The sequence below is a fragment of the Chitinivibrionales bacterium genome, from assembly GCA_014728215.1.
GTDB lineage: Bacteria > Fibrobacterota > Chitinivibrionia > Chitinivibrionales > WJKA01 > WJKA01.
In genome coordinates this window covers 1-21559 of the sequence record WJLZ01000219.1, presented here as the reverse complement: position 1 = coordinate 21559, position 21559 = coordinate 1, and the positions used below count along the sequence as shown (strand labels likewise).

The window sequence follows — 21559 nt, the reverse complement described above, 5'->3', positions numbered from 1 at the left end:
AGAAGAGGCGGCTTATCTTTTTTAGCTTTGAGTAGTTCACTTATTTAATTCCATAGGAGGAGTTATGCGTTTAAAATCAATGGTCGTGCTTGGTGTGCTGGCCGGAAGTTTGTCATTGCTTTATGCACAGGGGGCGCCGACCGGTGGTGCGGTAAATCCATCAAAAAAGCAGCAAAAGGCTCTGGAAGAGCTGAAAGGGAAGGTCGACGGTAAAATTGTCTGGGCCACTTCCCGGGTCAACAGCAATCATGATATCTGGATCATGGATGCAGACGGCGCCGATAAAAAGGCACTTACCACCTCACCGGGTAATGTCGACTGGTTTTCCCGTTTCTCACCTAATGGTTCACGGGTGCTTTTTGTAAGAAGTAAGGCCGGATGGGTTAAAGAGATGGATGCCAAATACTACGATAAATGGGACATCTGGATGATCAATACCGACGGTACCGATGAAAAAAAAGTTGTTGAGAGTGGATGCTGGAGTACCTGGCGACCGGATGGTGAGACAATTATTTTTGCCCGCGGAGCAAAGGTATATACCAAAAATCTTTCGAGCGGCGAAGAAAAAATGATTTTCGATGCAGAAGAAAAAATCAAAAAAGGCGCCATTGCACAGCAGCCCGAAATGTCGCCCGACGGCAAACTTCTTGCCATGACCGTTCGTGGATCGGAGCGTCAGACCGGTATCTATAATCTGGAAACAGGAGAATGGCATACCACCGGTGGTGGCTGTCAAATCAACTTCTGGCCTTCAAGCAACAAAGTGCTTCGTATGAATGAAGGACACGGCAAAGGTGGTACTGAAGTTCTTTGTATCGATATCAACGAGAATGGAAAACCGACTCAGCCGATTCGTGGTCTCAGAGTTCCCAAAGAAATCCAGTTCATGGATCTTCCGCTGAGAAGATCTCATGAGTATTTTCCTCGTATTGATCCGAGCGAAAACTGGCTGGTCTGGACTGCAACCCAGTATGGGCACGATCATGATATCTACGATTATGAAGTATTCATCTGGGATATAAATACCAATAAGAAAAAAGATTTTGTCCGTCTTACGTTCCATTCCGGCAATGACCGCTGGCCCGATATTCATACCGGTGAAATCGGCGCCGCACCCGCTTCAACAGAAGAAGAAACTGAATCTCAAGCAGTATCTGATGAAGAAATGTCGGAGGATTCGGAGAGCGAATCAATGGATGAAAATACCGACGATGGGGCTGATGAATCCGGTTCTGAAGAATAATTGTCGCGCAGCATAGCTGTTACGACTAAGCCTGTCTTTTTTAAGACAGGCTTTTTTTATTCGTGCACAAGCCCGGATATGGCGGTGCTATAAAAAATACTGAGGCATGACTTATTTTATTACTATTAAATATATGATTCCTCATTATCTTCAGTAGAACTATGGCACAGGTAACGCTCAACGGAAAAAAAGAAAATCTGAATTGCCCCCTTTTGGTAAGCGAATTTCTCTTATCAAAAAAAATCGATCCCGACAGAGTTGTTGTTGAGATTAATCGGGCAATCATACAAAAAGAAGAGTACCATACCCGGAAAATCTCGCCGGGGGATACTATTGAATTAATCAGTTTTGTAGGCGGCGGTTGAGTATGAATGACGATCTGATTATTGCAGGCAAACCGATTCGTTCCCGGCTGATTACCGGCTCGGGGAAATATCGTGACGACAGGATTATCAAGGAGGTTCTTGAAGCGGCTGAATGTGATATTATTACCATTGCCCTTCGACGGATCGATCTGGATCGTCCCGACGACAGTATTCTGAATCATATTCCAGAAGGCAAGATTCTTCTTCCCAACACATCGGGGGCCCGGAATGCCGATGAAGCGGTTCGTATTGCTCGTCTTGCCCGGGCTGCAGGATGCGGCGACTGGATTAAAATCGAAGTTATCAACGACCAGAAATATCTTCTTCCTGATAACCAGGAAACTCTGAAAGCTACAGAGGAGCTTGTGAAGGATGGTTTTGTGGTTCTTCCCTACATGAGTCCGGAATTGGCAACGGCCCGCCGTCTGGTTGACGCCGGTGCTGCTGCGGTTATGCCCTTTGGGGCACCGATCGGGACCAATAAAGGCCTCAGAACTCTCGACCTGATTGAAATTCTCGTAGAAGAAATTTCCATTCCTGTCATTGTCGACGCCGGTATCGGACGGCCGTCCCATGCTGCCCAGGCTATGGAGCTTGGTGTGGATGCTATCCTGCTCAATACGGCTATTGCCTCAAGCAAGGATCCTGTTGCTATGGCCCAAGCCTTCAAAATGGCGATCAGGGCCGGACGGTATGCCTATCTCGCAGGCCCGGGAGCACAATCACACAACGCCAGGCCTTCATCACCCATGACCGGCTTTCTCAGAGATGAATAGAAGTGAAGTATAGTGGAATTTTATCGGAAACTGCAGGAATTTAAAAGCTTTAATCTCCAAAGCTATCTGGATTCGATCGCTCCTCACCATATTGAAGCGATTCTGGCAAAGGATAACGTAACCGAACTCGATTTTCCGGCCCTGCTTTCCGATGCCGCGCTCGAGTATCTGGAGCCCATGGCGCAAAGGGCGGCAACGATCACCCGGAAACAATTCGGTAATGTAATTTTTCTTTTTACCCCTCTTTATATTTCGAATTATTGTGAAAACACCTGCAGGTATTGCTCCTTTGCATGCACTCATAATATCGAGCGGCGTCATTTGTCTCCAAGGGAAATCAGGGAGGAAGCGCAAAAGATCGGCGACACCGGTATGCGCCATATTCTTCTTTTAACCGGTGAATCGTCAAAAAAAGCGACTCTGGAATATATCACCGATGCTGTTGCTCTCTGCCGTGATTATTTCTCATCCATCGGGATCGAAATATATCCGCTTACCGAGGAAGGCTATGGGCGGTGCGTTGCCGAAGGGGTCGATTCGTTGACAATTTATCAGGAAGTCTATGATGAAACGATCTATCATGAGCTTCATCGGGGAGGACCCAAGGACAATTACCGGTTCCGTCTTGAAGCTCCCGACCGGGCATGCCGGCAAAATGTCCATTCACTCACGATCGGCGCGCTTCTGGGGCTCCATGATTTCCGAAAAGAAGCATTTGCTCTGGCGCTCCACCTGCGCCATATCCAGAACACCTGGCCAGCCACCGAGGTTTCGGTGTCGCTGCCGCGGATCCGTCCGCTGGTACAGGATTTTGCGCTTCCCGATCCGGTTTCCGATAAGCGGTTTGTCCAGTTGCTTACCGCGTTCCGGATTGCTTTCCCTTCGGTCGGCATTACGATTTCCACCAGGGAATCAAAGGAATTTCGGAACAATATTCTGCCGCTCGGCGTCACCCGGATGTCTGCCGGTGTTTCAACTGCCGTAGGCGGGCATTCACAGGCCCCCTCAACAACCCAGTTCGAAATAGCCGACAGCCGGTCGCTGGAAGAGATGAAACGGGATTTGCTCAGGGCCGGATTTCAACCGGTGACTTACGACTGGAATTCCAGACTGCTCATAAATAGTTGATATGTGATAGTGTGCCGGCATGTAAGAAGTATTTTTGGAGAAGGATTCTATGGCAGGTACAGATTTTGATACGGTGGTTTCGAAATTTTTCAGTCCCGGCCAGATAAAAAAAATCAAAGCGATGCATATCGGCATTGCCGGCGCCGGTGGACTCGGTTCCAACTGCGCCACGTTTCTGGTCCGGTGCGGATTTGAGAAGTTTACGCTCGTGGATTTCGATGAAATCGAACACTCCAATCTGAACCGTCAGGCATATTTCACCGGCCAGGTGGGGATGCCTAAAGTAACGGCGCTCAGGGAAAACATGCGGCGGATCAACGATCTGATTTCAGTCAAAACATTCCAGATATCCCTGAGTGATACGAATCTCGATTCGGTCTTTTCTTCCTGTGATATAATTATCGAAGCCTTCGATAAAAGCGAGTGTAAAGCGATGATCGCCCGTAAATTCAAGAACAGCGACAAACTGCTGGTGTGCGCAAGCGGTCTTGCCGGATACGGCAACAGTGACCGGATCGAAACAAAAAAAATGGGCGATACGTTCTATCTTATCGGTGATACCACCTCCGAAGTAGCCGGTGATATACATCCTTACGCCCCCTGCGTAGCTATCGCCGCCGCCAAACAGGCCGATGTAGTACTGGAATGGGTGCTTGGCCGAGAAGAAGGATAAGAGATAGTTGCTAAAAACGAAATCAACAGACCATGGCTCTGAAAGCCATGGCACCTTCAACCTTCATTCGCCCTTCGACTCCCCCTTCAGGCATTCACTCCAGCTCAAGCAGTCTGACCTTTCTTTTGTCAATCCCTTCCAGCTCTTTATTCACGGGCATAATACATTCTCGAAGCAGAACCACCCCGGTTCGGGGGGCATATTTCCGCTCACCGTCGGCAATAAGTACACGAGCGCCTGATTCTCTGGCTTTCCACAGAAAGGAGAGGGTCTTTTCGGCTGTGCCTCTTTCATAAAACAGATCGCCGGCTAAGAGCAGGTCGAAGTTCCCCGGGTATTTCCGGTCCACCAGGTTATCACTGTTGAGTGTAAGAGAAGCGTTATTGGCACGTGCATTGAGAGTGGCGATATGGAGTGCAACATGATCGATATCGTTTGCGACTATTTTTTTGGCATTTCCATGGAAAGCTGCGATTGCGGGAAGAGCCCCGCCGCATCCAAGGTCCAGGACCCGTTTTTCTTTGACGAGAGTTGTGCTGTTGTCGAGAATATATTGGGCAAGCACTGCAGCGCCGGGCCATACAACGGTCCAGTAGGGTATCTCGCGCTCACCGCCGGTCTCTTCTTCCCAAAAAAGCCATAACCCGAAAACATCCGGTGCAATATGGGCAACAAGCGATGAACATCCGTAAACCGGCGTCAAAGGAGCATGGCGCGCCAGAAGCTCCGGGGAAGGATTTATTTCCGAATTATTCATTCAGGTATCGATTCCTTCTTTGTAATCATGAAAAAGCAACTTATGAAGACTATCAGCAGTAATGCCGAGAAAAAATAGAGATCCCGGGCATGGTATGAGGTAATTATCGTGCTTTTGACTCTGCTCGTATGCATGCGAGAGGTATCTCCTGCAAGACGTTTCATTCGGTTCCGTACACTGTCGGGCCAGAGCACCGGATTTTCGGTCATGGACGCCGTTTCTTTGTCGATTGTCTTTAGCAGGCGCGAGCATCGGGATTCCGAATGTTCCAGCAAAAACCGTCCATACCAGGTCTCCAGCACCCGGTTTTCAAAAAAACTCCGGTCATACATCAAATAGTATGATCCATTACGTGCCATAAATTCATTGTAAAAATAAAATTCCCGTTGATGTAAATGTCGGAGCGCTTCGTTGGTATACACCCGCATCTCCCGTCCGGAGACAGGGACATACCCATTGATTTCGGCAAGCCGGTTTTCGGAAAAAGATGAATAGATGCGTCCGGGATCGCCCCGTTCGATTATGGCGCCGAAACCGTGGACCGTTACAAGGAAAAGGGTGGTGAAAACCGTGGTGAGTCCAAGAGTGACAATCATGAACCGTGCATGAGCCGGAGGAATGAACAGCCGGATTCGCTTATTCTTCACCAGTGAAAAATACACCGCACTTCCAAGTAATCCCGAAAAGAGGTTGGTAATACTGTCCCGGATTTCACCGACCCTGCCCGGAAGTGCCCACTGTATAGCTTCATCGCCAAGACCGGCCCAGTATACGGCAGCAACCGCCATGAATATCCCGACCCAGTTGTGCACGTGACGGGTTATTGCGTGCGCAAAAAGAATGCCCAGGAGTCCATATTGAATAAAATGGATTTTCTCGACGGCATAATGGAGGGTCGAAAGGTACCAGACATAAACAATTCCGATAATGATAAGTGCCGCAAATGTTATGAGCCTTCGACGGCCGCGGAACGCAATCAGGACATAAAAAAAGAGGCCAACACCCGCTGCTGCAAATACCCAGGCGATATTATCGAAGATATCGGGGCCGTACCGCTCGGCCAGAAATTTCCGTACCTCTGAAACAATCGAAAGGGTTGCGTAAATGACCCCGATGTAGACGGTAATCACTGTCCAGAGGATATAATCAACTTTTGTAACTCGTGATTGCATAATAATTCAGGGCCGTTGCTAATATAGTATAAAATTAATGTTGCTCATAAAAAAGCTACAAAACGAATATTCATTTATATTAGTTATTGTAATGGAAAATCGCCGATTATTTTTAAAAGACTTTTTAGCAGGCGCAGGAGCGTTTGCCTTGGAATCATGTTCTTTCCCCTCATTTTTTATGAAAAAGAGAGAAAAACCGCTGTTTTCATTCATTTTCTGCAATGATCTCCATATTTCCACTCCGGATCAGGCAGCATATTTCGGGGAATCGGTAAGCAACTGGAAGAAACTGTCGTTGGATTTTGATTTTGTGGTCCTGTGCGGAGATCTTGTCAATTATGGTTCACGGGAAGAGTTGCTTCTGGTAAAAGAGCAGCTTCGGCACATAGGGAAACCGTGGTACGTGGTGGCCGGAAATCACGATTGTGTTGAAGGAACAGATATCTCTTCATCACCCTTTCAACGTGTTTTTCCCGCCTGGCGGCCCAATTACCTGTTTCATAACAAGGGCATTATGATGATTGTGCTCGATTTAACCAACGAGACAAATGCTACGGTACGTGTTCCTGATGCGACTATTACATGGCTTTCGCGGGTCGCGCCCCGGATCAAACCCGATGATCGGCTTATCGTGTTTTCCCATTTCAGTCTTCATCCGGATGTTCCCCGGTTCCCGGTAAGTAATACATCGCCCATTTTTGATATTCTTGATACGAAACAGGTGATGGCCTTTTTTTCCGGTCATTATCACGCGCGATGGCACGGGTTCCGCAACGGCGCCGATTACTATTGTAACACCTGCCTCTCCCTGGCAACCGGTAATCACGATGGTTCCAGTGAAGAAGGCTGGTTGTGGGTAAAGGTGTATGAAAACCGGGTCGAAACCGAATTTGTGGAAAAGGGGAATACCCCCCGGGAGTGAGGGGGGGCAAGACTGTGTTTTCCGCGCCCATTCGTTCCCTGTTGTAATGTTCTGCTTTAAGGAACAATGATGTTCGGGTCCTGAAAATCTTTGCTCCCGAATTGGCTGATCCAACTATGGGGATAGCCCAAATCGAATTGAGTGGCTTCTGAGAGCCGGGTATGGTATTTCCGCGGCATATCCCAGGTTCCGGCGCGGCAGTTTTCTTTTATCTGCCCGGGTTTTCTTCCGCCTACGATCACCGAGGATACCCGTGTGTCATGGAGCAACCAGGCGAGGGCGATTTGTGCCGGCGTCTTGCCGGTCTTTTTTGCAACTTCAATTGTTTCATCGATGATATGAAATCCTCTATCATGCCAGTACCGGGGCATGTCGGCGGCTGCACGGCGCCATACCCGGGTACCCTTCTTTGGACGGGATTCCTTTTTGTATTTCCCCGTCAGCATGCCGCTTGCCAGGGGGCTCCAGCAGATAAATCCCATGCCCTGATCGTGTGAGGCCGGAAGGATTTCCCGCTCTACATCACGGATGATCAAGTTGTAAAGATGCTGCGCACAGCGGAACTGTTCGTATCCCCGACTGCGCGCGATACCGGTGGCCTTGACAATCTGCCAGGCGTAGAGATTGCTGCAGCCGATATATCTTACTTTGCCCGATGCGACAAGATGTTCGAGGGCAAGCATGGTTTCTTCAAGAGGAGTAAAAGGATCGGGGCCATGGATCTGGTACAGATCGATAAAATCGGTATTGAGCCGCCGTAAACTTGCCTCGCATGCTTCAATGAGATGTTTCCTCGAAAGCCCCTTTGCATTGGGTGTATCTGCAGTGCGGAAAAATCCCTTGGTCGCCAGAACAATATCATCCCGTTTCTTATCTTTGAGTGCTTCGCCCACAATCTCTTCCGAAACACCGCCAGCGTATAAATCTGCCGTGTCAATAAAATTACCGCCCCCATCCAGAAATGTATCGATAATCTCGAAGGCGGTTTTCTTATTGCATCCCCAGTCTTTCTGCCCGAATGTCATGGTTCCCAGGCAGATTCTCGAAACGATCAGTCCTGTTTTGCCGAGATAGATGTATTTCATAAGTAAAACCTTTCGCTTAAGTGAATGGTTCGGGTATTGGATCTAATATAAATAGCCGAAAACCCTTAACAAAAACCCTCAGACAGATCTTTGCCGCTTAAACTTTCCATTGTTGTACACCATTGTTGACATTGAAACCGCACTACACTATATTGTTTATAAATAAAGTAAACTTTAATTTCAGGGTATATCTTATGAAACTATCCACAAAGTCGAGATATGGGGTGCGGGCAATACTGGAAATTGCCAAAAATTACGAAAAAGTGCCCACAAAACGCAAAAACATTGTGGCAAAACAGAATATTTCCGATGCCTATCTGGAAAATATTCTTATTATGCTGAAGAATAACGGAATAATTGAGACGGTACGGGGCGCTCGGGGGGGGTATATTATCAACCGGCCACCATCGATGATAACGCTTATGGAAATAGTCGGAGCTCTTGAAGGTTCTCTGGCGCCGGTAGACTGTCTGGACAATCCCTCACTCTGCAGTGAGGTTCAACACTGTCCATCGAGGAAAGTCTGGAAAAAATTGTATGAAGCTCGAAGGGCGGTTTTAGAAGAAACAACACTGCAGGATTTGCTTGACGGGTCCGAATCGGCCGGTAAAAGTGGTTATTGTATTTAGGGGGAAGTGGAGTAATGGAGTAGTGGAGTAGTGGAGTAGTGGAAGAGTGGAAGAGTGAGAAAAAATGGGTTGTTATTTATTTTGCGGAAAGGAGTATTGTATGAAAATTGCAGAAAGCATTACCGATCTGGTGGGGGACACGCCGTTACTGAAAATACGTTCGGCGTCTGAAGAATCGCGCGCTACGATAGTCGGAAAGCTTGAGAGCGCCAATCCGCTTTCGAGTGTAAAGGACAGAATTGCGGTGGCGATGATCAATGCCGCTGAAAAATCGGGGCTTCTGAAAAAGAATGGAATGATTGTTGAGCCCACCAGCGGGAACACGGGGATCGGCCTGGCCTTTGTTGCCGCGTCACGGGGCTACCGCCTGGTTTTAACCATGCCCGAGACCATGAGTATCGAGCGGCGCCGACTCTTAAAAGCCCTCGGTGCGGAGCTGATTTTGACTCCCGGAGAGAAGGGGATGAATGGCGCAGTGGTCAAAGCCGAAGAAATTCAGAAAGAGAATCCCGGCAGTTTTATGCCCCAGCAGTTCAAAAATCCGTCAAATCCGGCCATTCATAGATTGACCACCGCCGAAGAAATCTGGCGTGATACCGACGGCAAGCTTGACATATTTGTTGCCGCGATCGGAACGGGTGGAACCATAACCGGATGCGGTGAACTTCTGAAAAAACGGAATCCGTCGATCAGGGTCGTTGCCGTGGAACCCGATGAGTCTGCCGTACTCTCGGGAGAGGCCTCCGGTCCTCATAAGATTCAGGGAATCGGTGCAGGGTTTATTCCCGACGTACTGAATGTTAAAATTTATGATGAAATCGTTCGAATTAATTCCGAGGACGCCGCGGCAATGACCAGGAAAATGGCAAAAGAGGACGGCATTCTTGCCGGTATTTCGGCCGGCGCCAATGTGCTGGCAGCGGTCAGGGTCGGAAGCCGGCCCGAAAATAAGGGGAAAATGATTGTAACAATTATCTGCGACACCGGCGAACGGTACCTGTCGACATGGATCTATGGTGATTCAAATAATCGGAATTCTCAAACATGTTCGTAGGGATGGGGATATCTTGTGACCGTTGTTGTTCCGCAAAATTATCATATTAAATCTGCACTGGAGCGCCGGAGGATCCTCTGCGCTACCGATAAGGAGGCGCTGAAAGAGGATATCCGGGCCCTGCGTATCGGTATTTTGAATATCATGCCCCAGGCAGAGAAATACGAGTTCAATCTGCTCTATCCCCTCGGACGGTCGGTAATGCAGATCGAGCCGGTATGGATCCGGCTCCATAACCATTCCTATTCCAGCAGCAACAGAAAACATCTCGATTCGCTGTATGTGCCCTTTGAAGAGGCAATCGGAGAAAATATCCTCGATGGCCTGATTCTTACCGGCGCTCCGGTTGAAGAGATCCCCTTCGAAGAGGTTTCATACTGGAAAGAGGTAAAGCGGATTTTAAAATATGCCCGCAATAATATCGCATCAACCCTGGGCATTTGCTGGGGAGGAATGGCGATCGCCAAATACATGGGAATCGATAATGTCGTCTACCCGAAAAAACTTTTCGGTGTCTATGAAACCAGAAATCTCAACCGGGACCATCCTGTTACCGGTGATATGGATGATTATTACTGGTGTCCTCAGAGCAGGCATTCGGGTATTGAAGACCCTGTTCTGGAACAGGAGGCCAAAGAGGGCAATGTCCGTTTACTGGCCCACGCGGAAAAAGGGGGCTATATTATATTTGAGAGTGCCGACCGTCGTTTTATCACCCACCTGGGACACCCGGAGTATAATTCCCGGCGGCTTATCGAAGAATATGAGCGGGACAGGAAAAAGGGCAGGGATGATGTCGATCCGCCGGAAAATATCTCACTCGATGAACCGAGAAACTGGTGGCGCGGGCATCGTGCCGAGTTTTTCTCCCAATGGATCAAATTTATTCACGAGCGTACATCATACTGAGCGAAAGAGGAATAGTGGAAATTAAAGAATGGATAAATAAGAAACTTCCCGACATTGTCACCATGCTGGAAAATGACATGGAAAGGACCTATACGGTGCATACCGATGATGGCCTTGATCTTGCCGGACGGAATGAAATTTATGATGTCCTCGACGACCTTCTGGCGGCCCTGTTTCCCGGCTGCTACAGTAAAGAGCGCATCACCAAAAAGGAGATCAATTTCTTTCTCGGTGATATTCTCCGTCATGTCAGTTTCAAGCTTGGCAAGCATGTCCGCGACGCCTTCAAGTACCGGTGCGCTAAAGACAATTGCGAAAATTGCGATTGCGAGGATCGCGCCGAAAAAGCCGTTGTCAGCCTGATCGAATCACTCCCCGGAATGCGGAAGATACTCATTGATGATATCCGTGCCGCTTACGACGGTGATCCTGCGGCAAAATCACTGGATGAGATCATCATGAGTTACCCTTGTGTCGAGGCGATCGCGATCCACCGTATCGCCCATGCCCTGTACAAGCTCGATGTTCCGCTCATTCCGCGGATCATGTCCGAACGGGCCCATTCCCGTACCGGTATCGATATTCATCCCGGCGCCGCAATCGGGCCCCGCTTTTTTATCGATCACGGCACCGGCGTCGTTATCGGCGAAACCACGACAATTGGAAGAAATGTCAAGCTGTACCAGGGGGTCACCCTCGGAGCGCTCTCCTTTCCCCTCGATGAAACAGGGAAACCGGTGAAGGGAATCAAGCGCCATCCGGATATTGAAGATGATGTAATCATCTACGCCAACGCGACAATTCTGGGCGGCAACACGGTTATCGGCAAAGGCGCGGAAATCGGTGGTAACAGTTGGATTACCCGGTCGGTCTCGCCCGGCGCCGTGATCCACGGCGCCCATGCAAACGGGGTGACAATGTAGGCGCCGGAGGCGGACAAAAAGTATCTTTTTGTAATGTATTCGCGGGAGTATGAAGAATATAAACGGCTGTTTTCCGCCCATGCCTTTAACGACGCCCTCGCTTTTGCCGAGCGCATGTCGGCCGCATGCTCCGATACTTCCGAATTCTGGCTCACCTGCCGGGCCGCGGCCCTGAACCAACTGGGCAAATACGATCAGGCGCTCCGAATTATCACTACCGCACTGTCGATATCTCCCGAAAACATCTACGCGCTCCTTGCGATGGCCGACTCCTATGCGGGAAAAGGCGATGACGACAAGGCGGTGCGCCTCTACCGTGAACTTCGGGAAAAACCGCGACTTCAGCGACGCGCGCAGCGTGCCCTGCTCTGCTGTTTCTCCCGCTTGAAACAGTGGCATGAAATAATGACCGCGGTTGCCGAATGGGACCTTCCCACCGATCAGAAATGTATGTGGAAAGCCAGGGCGCTTGTCGGCCTGGGGCGTCACGATGATGCAATCGAGACATACACCAGGCAGCTCGAAGCCGTGCCTCATAATCCCCAGGCCCTTTGGGAACTGGTGGACCTGGAGGTGCGCCGGGACGGCCTTGAAGCGGTAAGGAAAAAATACGGACGGATGGCAAAGATACCCTCCTTGCCCCCTGTCTACAACGAAATTTATGCTTCCCTCTGCCGGAAGGCGGGAAATCCCGACGCAGCCCTGTCGGAGTATGAAAAACTCGCCACCACCGGCGCGGATCCCCGGATCATGCGGAAAAAAGCCTTCGCACTTGCAAAGAGCAGGCGGGAAAAGGAAGCGATCCCCATGTTTGAAGAGCTTTTGCGGCTCAATCCCAATGACATGTATATTCATAGTTCCTATTATGCGGCATGCAAACGTATCGGAGACCCGGGGCGCGCGGGGAACATGTACCGGGAACTCCTTTCCCTTTTTCCCGAGGAAAAGACGCTCTACGGCCGCTTGCGAAAAATCGACAATGATCTTTCCTCCCGGTCCGGCACAAAAAAATGAGGCCCTATGGCGAAAAAAATCGGCGAACTGATTGAAATAAAACCGGTACAAACGGTCATCCGCCTTGAGCAGGGACATACCGAGCCCGAATCGATCGTCTCTACCTTTGTTGTCACCGGTGAAGTTGCCGCCCACCTGACCGTGTTCAGCAATTCCCTTCAGAATACAACAGGACAGGGGTATTTTCTTCAGGGAGATTTCGGTTCCGGAAAATCCCATTTTCTCGCCATGCTCACCGCCTGGCTCGGTAGAAAAGAGGGGGGCGAAAAACTCGACTCACTCCATCCGGATATGAAGGCATTAAAAAGCGGTGGACGGAAATTTCTCGTGGCAGGAGCGTCTCTTGTTAACTTCCGCTCTACTTCATCACTCGAATCGATTTGTATCGACGCTGTCCGAGGCGCCTTTGCCGAAGAGGGCATTCCCCGGCCGCCGTCACCTTTTTCCGCCTTTATACGATTTCTGGATGACATACTTTCCCATTCGGGATTGCGAGATACATTTGTCACGGAGTGTAAAAGCGGCGCCGATCTCGGGGACTGGTTCGCCGACGATCCCTATACCGCCTACAGCCGGAGTGTGGGATTTCTCAATCGTCACAACATCCCGCTCCCCGCCGATCTTGTAGCGGAACGGCGGGAAACATTCAAAGGGATAATCGAACATGCTCAACAGGCCGGGTTCGACGGCTGCGTACTTATCATCGATGAGCTGTCGGAATTTTTCCGTTCCAAACCCGATACGTCGTCGCTGAACGAGGACGCCCGGACATTGCAGCTTTTGGGTGAACTGAGCCGTACCCGACCGCTCTGGATCGTTGCCGCGGTGCAGGAAAGTATCGAACAAACCGGCGATATCGCATCGGCAACTTTCCGAAAAATCAAGGACAGGTTTCCGGTCAAACTTCAGCTTTCGACCGTCCATATCCGCGATCTGATCTCCCGTCGCCTGATACGGAAAAAACCCGGGGCCGAAAAGCATATCTATGAGATCTATCGACGTTATCGGCAGCATTTCCCCGATTTTAAATGTGACTACGATTATTTCCAGAGTATCTACCCGGTCCATCCCACAACACTTTCGTTGCTTGAAGGCCTTGGGGAACTCTTTTCCCAGCACCGGGGTGTTGTCGATTTTGTCCATTCCCAGGTTGCCGGCGACAAAGGACGGAATATCGAGGGTATTCTCGACCGTGAATCCACCATGCTCCTGGCGCCCGACAGTATCTATACCCACTTTGCCCACCGGATCGCCGAGTTCTCCGCGTTCAATATCTATCCCCGCCATATTGTACCGCACCTGGATGATGTTGTCGAGAATGTAATTGACGAACCGGAGGATCGTGAGCTTGCAAAACGGCTGATCAGATCGTTGATACTTTACACGATCCACCCGGCGGCCGAAATGCCGACAGTCGGAACAATCACCGAACTCTGTTCCTGCATGCTGGCGTCACATGATCCCGAAACCGGCGTCCGGTTTGTTTCATCCGCGCTCCTGGACCCCATTGCGGAAAAGAGCAGGTTCCTGGCCAAAAAACACGGGGGATCGGGGAGTCCTCATGATGCGGTGTATGTCATTACCACCAAGGAAGATCATACCAAAACGCTTCGTGCCCGGCTGAAGCGTGTCATGAACGAGATTCGGGATGATGATTCCCGTCTGGCCCTCAACCCCCTGGCGGGGCTTCCTCAGTCGATGTCCTGGCCGGGACCGGAGATACTCCACGACAGCGCCCGGCGGATAGTGACCTGGCGGCAAAGCACCCGGAAAGCGATGGTGGCATTGTTGCAGAAAGGAAACGCGCCGAGGATACAGCGACAATTTACAACGGCCTTTGAATCGGGCGAGGCGGATTTCGGATTTGTCATTGCGATCGATAATTCTCCCTTTGAATGTCCCCACACTGTTGTGTGGCGAGTCAATTTTTCGGGACCCGGCCGCGAGGTGCTGAAAGAGTTTCTGGCCCTGCGCCTCCTGAGTGCTGAGTTGAAGGCGTCGAATCCCGCGGATGCTCCCCTTATACCCATGGTAAAGGACTCGGTACGCAAACTATTTCCGGCGGTTGCCGCGGCCCTGATCGATTGTATCTATGCCGGTCATTTTGAAGGCGGAAATATTATGGTCGATTCGGCGGCCCTGGGAATCAAACGGTTTGACCGTCTGCTTGAAGCTTCCGCGGCGGCGGCCTGTGAGGAGCGGTATCCCCGCTATAAAGAGATCGCTCCTAAGATGATGCCTCCGGGGATGCGCCACTACCAGCGGCTTATCGACGACTTTGTTGTTCCCGGAAGTATTTCTCACCGGGAGGCCAGTACCCGGAACCTTATCGGTACTATCGAAAGCCTGGCCGCGCCCCTGGGCCTTGCGGACCTGAAATCCGGCGCCTATCGCCTCTCACCCAATCCCCGGGACCATCCGTTCCTCTCCTCCCTTTTCGGTATGCTGAAAACCGCCGGGCCCACGCCGCTCAATGACGTTGTCCGGGAATTGATGACCGGTCCTTTCGGCGTACCAAAGGAGACCATCGAATTTCTCCTTGTTGCTCTTGCCCATTGCGGGGTCCTTACCCTGGCGTCGCGGGGAAGGACTGTCTCGCTGGAATATCTGAACCTGTCGGTACTCGATAAGGCCGATGCTGTTGCGCCGGGGGAAATTATCGGTGAACCCTACCGCCGGACGCTCCTTGAGGAATGTCCCTTTCTCGCCCCTTCCGGGGGATGGGGAACCTTTGGCCTGAAACAGCAGCGCGAGGCCTGGCAGGCAGTGATCAAATTCAAGGCCTCACTCGAGACTACCCTCGAACAGCTCTACCGCCATACCGCCCAGACCGGTGATTACGCGGCATTCAGAAAATTCGATCTCCATGCACTCACCGGAAAGCTCGATAAAATGAAGTCGGTGTATGATGAAATCAAGGTTTCCTATGCTGCTCGTGAAGGACTCGAGCGGTTTCTGAGCGCCTGGCGGCGGGCACAATTGTCGCCCGAAGACTTCGAAAAAGTCAAAAAGATGCACCGTTTTTTTTCCAGGCATGCGGAGAATTTCATTTTTATTAATCATTACCTCATGCACCGATCGGTTGAAACAGCGGTCGAAGCGGATGAACAGGTTGCGGAAGCCCGCAAAGGGGCGCTGGCCGTTGTGGAACAGCCCGAGCTTCTGGTTGTTCCGGATGAAGGTGTCCGGCTGGGCGAGGCCTTTTCGTTGTTCCGTGATATTTACACGCAGTATTATCAGGCCCGTCATGACGCCTATTACGGCTCCTGTACAAAGCCGGAGATATCCAGGTACGGAAAGCGGGCGCTTGGGGTAATCCGCCGGTTGAATGACATCAAGTCGCTCGATCGTCCCGCCGGTCTGGTGGACCTGCTTTCGGCCCTGGACCGTCCGGACCGGCCCCCATGCCGTCGCGTTATCAAGGAAGAACTCCTGCGGAACCCCTCTTGCAGTTGCGGTTATCAGATCGGCGACCGCCCGCCGGAAATGTTGACCAACAATCCTGAAAAGGAGATCGAGCGGTGTGTTGAAGAATACCGTTCCATTCTGAATGCGCCCGCGGTTAAAGAGGCGCTTGCGGCCCGGGCCTGGGCAATCAAAGATATGAACGCGCCCCTGGCCAAAAGGTTAAGTGAACTCCATAAGGCCCTTTCACAACAAACACCCGTTGCACTGCCGCTGCTGCTGGATATGCTCGATGAACAGACGGTTACGGAAATCGCCCGGGCCCTTGCAGGAAAAGTGGAACTGAAGAACAGAGATCTTGCGGGGCTGGTCCGTTCGCTTGCCGGCCGAAGGCTTACACCTTCAAAGATACGGGAAACAATCGAGCAATGGATCGGGACCACAGACGCCGATACGGTCATTGCCGTGGAAAATATGACCGCGCCGCAATCGGACCGTTCTCCGGCCGAATGGTGGCCTCTGATCCATCCGGAATTAGTAACCACGACGCCGGTTGAAATCGGCGCTGCCGCGGCCCGCATGCTCGAGCAGGAATGCGAACGGCGGTTCCCGTCACGTGAAATGAAATCTTTTTTTGATAATCTCGATGCTGCCGGGCTTGTCCGGTTTATTGTCTCGGAGCCCTGTCATACCCGGGCAATCCGTGGCGCCTGGACACGGTTGGCGTCGCTGGTGTTTTCCGGTGATTGCGATTGTTCTTCGGTGGAAATCGGCTCACGACATCTTCTTTCCCATGAGGCTGAAGCTGTTAAAATGAGACTCCAGCGGCTGAAACGGCTGTCGCTCTCTCTCGGTGAGGGTTTCCCCCGGCGACTTCTTTCCCGGTTGCATGTCTCATCGATAATTGCCGATTCCCGGGCGCCCTCCGAGCTTGTCGCCCACGGAGAGAAGCTGATCCGGGATATTGAAATCGGGGCCGCCGACTGGTGTGAGAGCCTTCCAGAAGTCCCGGTGATCAACCTTGACGACTGCCCGGTGGTGTTGCTGGTGGACGCTCTTTCTCCGGATGTCTGGCTGGAAACCGCGGCCGGGATAAACCGTCACATCGCTTCCGCGGAGACGGCATGGTACCGTCTTGCCTCCCCGCCCCAGACGATCCAATCGGTAAACTCCCTGTTCGGGTTCGACCACGACCGGGACCCGATCGAAGAATTCAACGCCCGTTCGGCGGAATATCATTTTCTTGACGGCGCCGAATCCCATACGCTTCTTGATATGATACCCCCGATGAAAAATGAATTTGCCGTGGTGATCAGGATCGGTATGCTCGACAGCGCAGTCCATAAAAAAACAATGGCGCTTCACGACATGCCCGACGCCCTGGGGAGTATGCTGGCCTCGAATCTGCCGCCAATGATCCAGATGTGTAAAAAAGAGGGACGGCGGCTCATTATCACGACCGATCACGGCGCAGGATACAAAAACCGCACTCTTTCCCATGGAAAAGGCGGGGTGTTCGAAGAAACCATTATCAGAGTCGAATGGAAACCCGACAAAGGGGACGCCGGGTAATTCCGGTGCGCAATGTAAAGAAAGTTGTCATGCAAAAAACATATCGATACCAGAACTATCTTCTCAAGGGACATCTCGCGCTCTACGGTCTCCTGGCCTTCGGCATGATCTTTCTCTGGGCCACACCATGGCTGGTCCATTGGGCGGGATATGGTGTTATCCCCCAGTTTTACCGGCTCCGTCTCTATCTCAGTGTTACGATCCTGCTCTTTGCCGGACTGACCCATATCATTTCCCGGGAATTGAGGGGGACCTCCTGGGTCCTTTCCGACGATACCCTGCTCTGGCGGCGCCTGTTTCGCACAACCGTGCTGCATTGTGAAAATGTAACAACGTTTCGCTATGTCGCCCTGCCTTTCGTGCGCGGATTTGCCGTTCTGAAGACCCCGAAAGTCGAAATCCGCCTCCCCTTTGTCATCGACCGCTTCTCCGAACTGATCGATTCACTCTACGAAAACCTGAAACGCCATAACAGAGAATCGGCCATTCCCCGGGAAGAGTATCGCCGTCTCAAACGGAATGCCCTTCTCAGTGAGTATACCACCGCCCGGATCTACCGGTGGGCGCCGTCACTGTTGCGCTACAGTACCTTCCTTTTTGTATTCGGTATGGTGGTGGCCTACCATTTCTGGTACTTTCCCATTCACTGGTCCCTGGGGTGGGGAATCGCCAGTGGTATCCTGCCCTTTTTGACTTTTCTTATCGCCGACGGCACTATTACCCGTATAACCGACGGGGCCCTGCAGACAAAAAACGAAGTGCCCCGCATCGACGAATCTAAAGTGATGATCGGTACCGCCTGGGATGTCTGCGTGGGATATCTGGTTTTCGGTTTCATTATTCGCAATGTTGTTGTGGGATTGGTGCGGTATTTTTATCTGCGGTAATGGGCGCGCAGGCGCCCTTGCCTTGTTCGACACTCAAAAAAAACAGTGTGGTACAGTCAAGGGCAACCGTGGCACACATTATTTTTACTCCGCACAATGTCACGCGTGAATGGATGGGCAGACGGGCTGTGATATCATACTGGTTACACAAAATCATTACTCCACCATTCCAGTACTCCATTACTCCGTTAAAAAGTGATAAAAGTCAATTTTGAGCAGGTGCTGAGTAACTGAATCGGCGCCATTCCGGATATGCCCGGGTTTTAAAACTGGATTGCTCACGGGGAAATTAATATTTTAGTAAAAGGCCAGGAAGCAAATATTTTCAAGTGAGCAGAAGAAAACCATGTCATTATCCGGCGATGATTACCGCTCGATTTACGATAAAACAATGCATCAGCTCAATAATACATTGAATGTGCTGATTGTCGATCAAAATATAGAAGAACTCGAACGCACCGCCGACCTGTTGTCGAAAACAGAAATATTCAAAGTTTATAAGGCCTATACATATCCGCGTGCACAAAAGGAAATTGCATTGTATACAACATTGCTGGCCACGGCATAATCGCATCGGTACAGGCTGCTACGGTAACTGTCAACAATGCGACTGTTTTCAACTGCGGAGATTGCGGTATCGATGTCCACAACGGCGCGACAATGAACGTACAGAATTGCATTGCCATGAACTGTACCGTTGATGATTTCAGGAACGTAAACTCCACCTGGGGCGCCATCTCAAACAATATGAGTTCCGATTATACGGCCCCGGGGCTGGATCCGGTTCATGACAAAGCCGCTGTGGACCAGTTTATTAATATCGGCCAGGGAGTCGAAGATTTACACTTGTTGCTTTCTTCGGATGCCCGCAATGCAGGCACAAATTTATCCGCCTGGTTCGATAACGACATTGACGGCCAGTCGCGCGGCTCGACATGGGATATTGGCGCGGATGAAGCAGGGGTTGAACCACCGGTTCCTTTCGGGGCCTACTATGAATGGACCTATAAACGAGATATCGCAATAAATACCTCACCATCCGGAGCAAATATCGCAACAAACCTCCAGAATTTTCCTCTTCTTGTCCGGTTGGATGCCGAAAATTTCGATTTTTCTCAGGCAAAGCCCGACGGTTCCGATATCCGTTTCTCAAAAATAGATCTCGAAACTCCCCTCGACTATGAAATCGAACGCTGGGATCCACAAAATCAGGTAGCTGAAATCTGGGTCAAAGTCGATGAAATTACGGCAAACAGCAGCGATCAGCATATTGTTATGTACTGGGATAATGCAGAAGCCGAAAGCTTTTCCAACGGCAAGGATGTATTCAACAGCACTAACGGGTTTGCCGGAGTGTGGCATCTAAATGAAAATGGAGACAGTTACCGTATCGATGAGACCAATAACCACAACCATGGGACCCCTCATAACGGAGCCGCAGCCTCGCATAACGGGATAATCGGCAAGGCCAATTCCTTTGACGGCCTCGATGATTATATCAGCCTTCCTGATATGGGAAAAAACAATGCCGCAACAATTTCTGTCTGGCATAACTACTCCGGGACCGGCAAGCAGCCTCTGGTTACCCATGAATCCTGGGCCGATGGCTATTGTCATTTCAAAGTGGAAAATAATCAGGTAATGGTTTCAAGTTACCCCTGGCCGAATAATCTGCATGGAAATTCCCTTACTGAAAATACCTGGAACTTCTCAGCATACTCAATGAACGGAAACGGGACCGGTAACTGGAACTATTATGAAAACGGCAGTGAACTCGATAACGGCGATTTCGGACAGGATTCCATAGTACTGCCCCTCTTTATCGGCCACGAATATACAAACAGATATTTCAACGGCACGATCGATGAAGTCCGTATCGAAACAGTGGCACGGTCTTCCGACTGGATAAAAATGTGCTACGAAAACCAGAGAGCAGCCGAACAGATTATACATTACGGTGAAATATCGTCAAACTCCTTAAAAGATAAAGACGGCGATTTTGTCTGCGACCTGCTTGAATCATACTTCGGAACTAATATTGAAAGTACCGATGACTTTCCAATTATAGCAGTTCCAGATTTGCCGATAATTCTCGATCAGTCACAGGACCAGGTCGTTACCTATGATTTCAGCAAATTCTATCCTGATTATTCAAGCCGGAACAGCATTGAAATAACTATTCCGGCAAATACGATCGCCACTAATGAGTTGGTGCCGATTATCCAGGTTACAGAGGAACCTGAAGGAGTATCCGGTCCTCCACAAATGACCGGCTATAGCATGCACGGAAGGTATTTTGAAATAAGCGGCAATTTAATGGACGGTAAAACGATTTCCATGGCATTTCCTTTCAACGACAGAAAAGGCTTTATCCCGGCGAAACGGCTGAAAGTGGACCACCATACCGGCAGTTGGGGAAATGAACTGGTCATAGATAAAGTCACGTCTGAAGCAATCTATGCCCAGGTTGGCTCATTCTCACCCTTTGCAATAATAGAGCCCGAAAAGCAATCGGCGGTTGCTTATGTCGACGGCGCCATATTGTATGAAGGTGAAACAGATGCGGTATCAATTGTGGACTATTCAATAACAATTTATAATCCTCTGCAAGGCCAGGCATTTCAGCCAAAGGCTGTTTTGAACTTCACCGACGGCACTTCTTTCGAGGTACCAATGAGATTAATCGATGAGCGGGAAGCAATAGCGGATGATCATGAAAAACTGATTGTCAGCGGCTCATGGTGGATAAGCGGCGGGAAGACCGTCCAAAATGTGACATTTCATTCTTACGAAAGATCGTATCAGTTTGAAATTAACAAAACCCTCGGCGTCGGTGAGCGGCTGGTAATGGAGGGGTTCTGGATCGATGATACCAGCCCTGAAAAATGGTATTTCATTAATAATATCGAACCCTATAACAAAGGCATGTCCCCGGCATACCACAATATCATAACCCCGGCCGGGCATGAGGGAAGAATCAATAAAGCGCTCAGCAGCTCGGCTGAACCGAGATACTATTATGTCACCGATCACCTGGGCTCGACA

Annotated in this window: 18 protein-coding genes; 15 read left to right on the top strand and 3 right to left on the bottom strand. The window is 50.3% G+C overall.

Features of this window, described 5'->3' with window-relative positions; translation table 11 throughout:
• Positions 1-64 precede the first annotated feature (64 nt).
• The 5 genes from GF401_20395 to thiF all read left to right on the top strand — a co-directional run bounded on the left by GF401_20395 (position 65) and on the right by thiF (position 4185).
• The gene (locus GF401_20395) at positions 65-1243 is read left to right on the top strand and encodes a hypothetical protein (protein ID MBD3347423.1); all 1179 of its coding nucleotides are present in this window, start codon (positions 65-67) and stop codon (positions 1241-1243) included.
• Between the two features lie 161 nt (positions 1244-1404).
• A complete protein-coding gene (gene thiS / locus GF401_20390) occupies positions 1405-1608 on the top strand; it encodes a sulfur carrier protein ThiS (protein ID MBD3347422.1) in 204 nt (67 codons plus the stop codon).
• A gap of 2 nt (positions 1609-1610) precedes the next feature.
• A complete protein-coding gene (locus GF401_20385) occupies positions 1611-2384 on the top strand; it encodes a thiazole synthase (protein ID MBD3347421.1) in 774 nt (257 codons plus the stop codon).
• Between the two features lie 12 nt (positions 2385-2396).
• Positions 2397-3512: a 2-iminoacetate synthase ThiH gene (gene thiH, locus GF401_20380; protein MBD3347420.1), complete on the top strand. Its 1116-nt coding sequence runs from the start codon at positions 2397-2399 to the stop codon at positions 3510-3512.
• A gap of 49 nt (positions 3513-3561) precedes the next feature.
• Positions 3562-4185, top strand: a complete 624-nt coding sequence (thiF, locus tag GF401_20375) for a sulfur carrier protein ThiS adenylyltransferase ThiF (protein MBD3347419.1) — start codon at positions 3562-3564, stop codon at positions 4183-4185.
• Between the two features lie 94 nt (positions 4186-4279).
• On the opposite strand, the gene GF401_20370 is transcribed toward thiF, so the two are convergent.
• Both GF401_20370 and GF401_20365 read right to left on the bottom strand, forming a co-directional pair.
• A complete protein-coding gene (locus GF401_20370; GenBank protein MBD3347418.1) occupies positions 4280-4942 on the bottom strand; it encodes a methyltransferase in 663 nt (220 codons plus the stop codon).
• Positions 4939-6114 carry a hypothetical protein gene (locus GF401_20365; GenBank protein ID MBD3347417.1) on the bottom strand — a complete coding sequence of 392 codons (1176 nt, stop codon included), beginning with the start codon at positions 6112-6114 and terminating at the stop codon, positions 4939-4941. The genes GF401_20370 and GF401_20365 overlap by 4 nt, the downstream gene beginning before the upstream one ends.
• A gap of 37 nt (positions 6115-6151) precedes the next feature.
• Between GF401_20365 and GF401_20360 the strand changes: the two genes are divergently transcribed.
• Entirely contained in the window at positions 6152-7036 is an 885-nt protein-coding gene (locus GF401_20360; GenBank protein ID MBD3347416.1) for a hypothetical protein, read from the top strand.
• A gap of 56 nt (positions 7037-7092) precedes the next feature.
• Here the strand turns inward: GF401_20360 and GF401_20355 are convergent, their stop codons facing one another.
• On the bottom strand, positions 7093-8121 hold the full coding sequence (locus GF401_20355; GenBank protein MBD3347415.1) for an aldo/keto reductase: 1029 nt from the start codon (positions 8119-8121) through the stop codon (positions 7093-7095).
• A gap of 194 nt (positions 8122-8315) precedes the next feature.
• Between GF401_20355 and GF401_20350 the strand changes: the two genes are divergently transcribed.
• From GF401_20350 to GF401_20310, 9 genes are all read left to right on the top strand, one after another.
• Positions 8316-8750 (top strand): Rrf2 family transcriptional regulator, encoded by a 435-nt coding sequence (locus GF401_20350; protein ID MBD3347414.1) that lies wholly within the window; start codon positions 8316-8318, stop codon positions 8748-8750.
• Positions 8751-8850: 100 nt separating this feature from the next.
• Complete coding sequence (gene cysK / locus GF401_20345) at positions 8851-9804, top strand: cysteine synthase A (protein MBD3347413.1); 954 nt, start codon at positions 8851-8853, stop codon at positions 9802-9804.
• A 15-nt stretch (positions 9805-9819) separates the two neighbouring features.
• Positions 9820-10713, top strand: coding sequence for a homoserine O-succinyltransferase (locus tag GF401_20340; protein MBD3347412.1), 894 nt, complete (start codon positions 9820-9822; stop codon positions 10711-10713).
• A 62-nt stretch (positions 10714-10775) separates the two neighbouring features.
• Positions 10776-11636, top strand: coding sequence for a serine acetyltransferase (locus tag GF401_20335; GenBank protein MBD3347411.1), 861 nt, complete (start codon positions 10776-10778; stop codon positions 11634-11636).
• 33 nt (positions 11637-11669) lie between these two features.
• A complete protein-coding gene (locus GF401_20330) occupies positions 11670-12650 on the top strand; it encodes a tetratricopeptide repeat protein (protein ID MBD3347410.1) in 981 nt (326 codons plus the stop codon).
• A gap of 6 nt (positions 12651-12656) precedes the next feature.
• A complete protein-coding gene (locus GF401_20325; protein MBD3347409.1) occupies positions 12657-17627 on the top strand; it encodes a hypothetical protein in 4971 nt (1656 codons plus the stop codon).
• Positions 17628-17656: 29 nt separating this feature from the next.
• Positions 17657-18514 carry a hypothetical protein gene (locus tag GF401_20320; protein ID MBD3347408.1) on the top strand — a complete coding sequence of 286 codons (858 nt, stop codon included), beginning with the start codon at positions 17657-17659 and terminating at the stop codon, positions 18512-18514.
• 346 nt (positions 18515-18860) lie between these two features.
• Positions 18861-19082: a hypothetical protein gene (locus tag GF401_20315; GenBank protein ID MBD3347407.1), complete on the top strand. Its 222-nt coding sequence runs from the start codon at positions 18861-18863 to the stop codon at positions 19080-19082.
• A 92-nt stretch (positions 19083-19174) separates the two neighbouring features.
• The coding region (locus tag GF401_20310; GenBank protein MBD3347406.1) for a DUF2341 domain-containing protein at positions 19175-21559 on the top strand (2385 nt) is incomplete at its 3' end.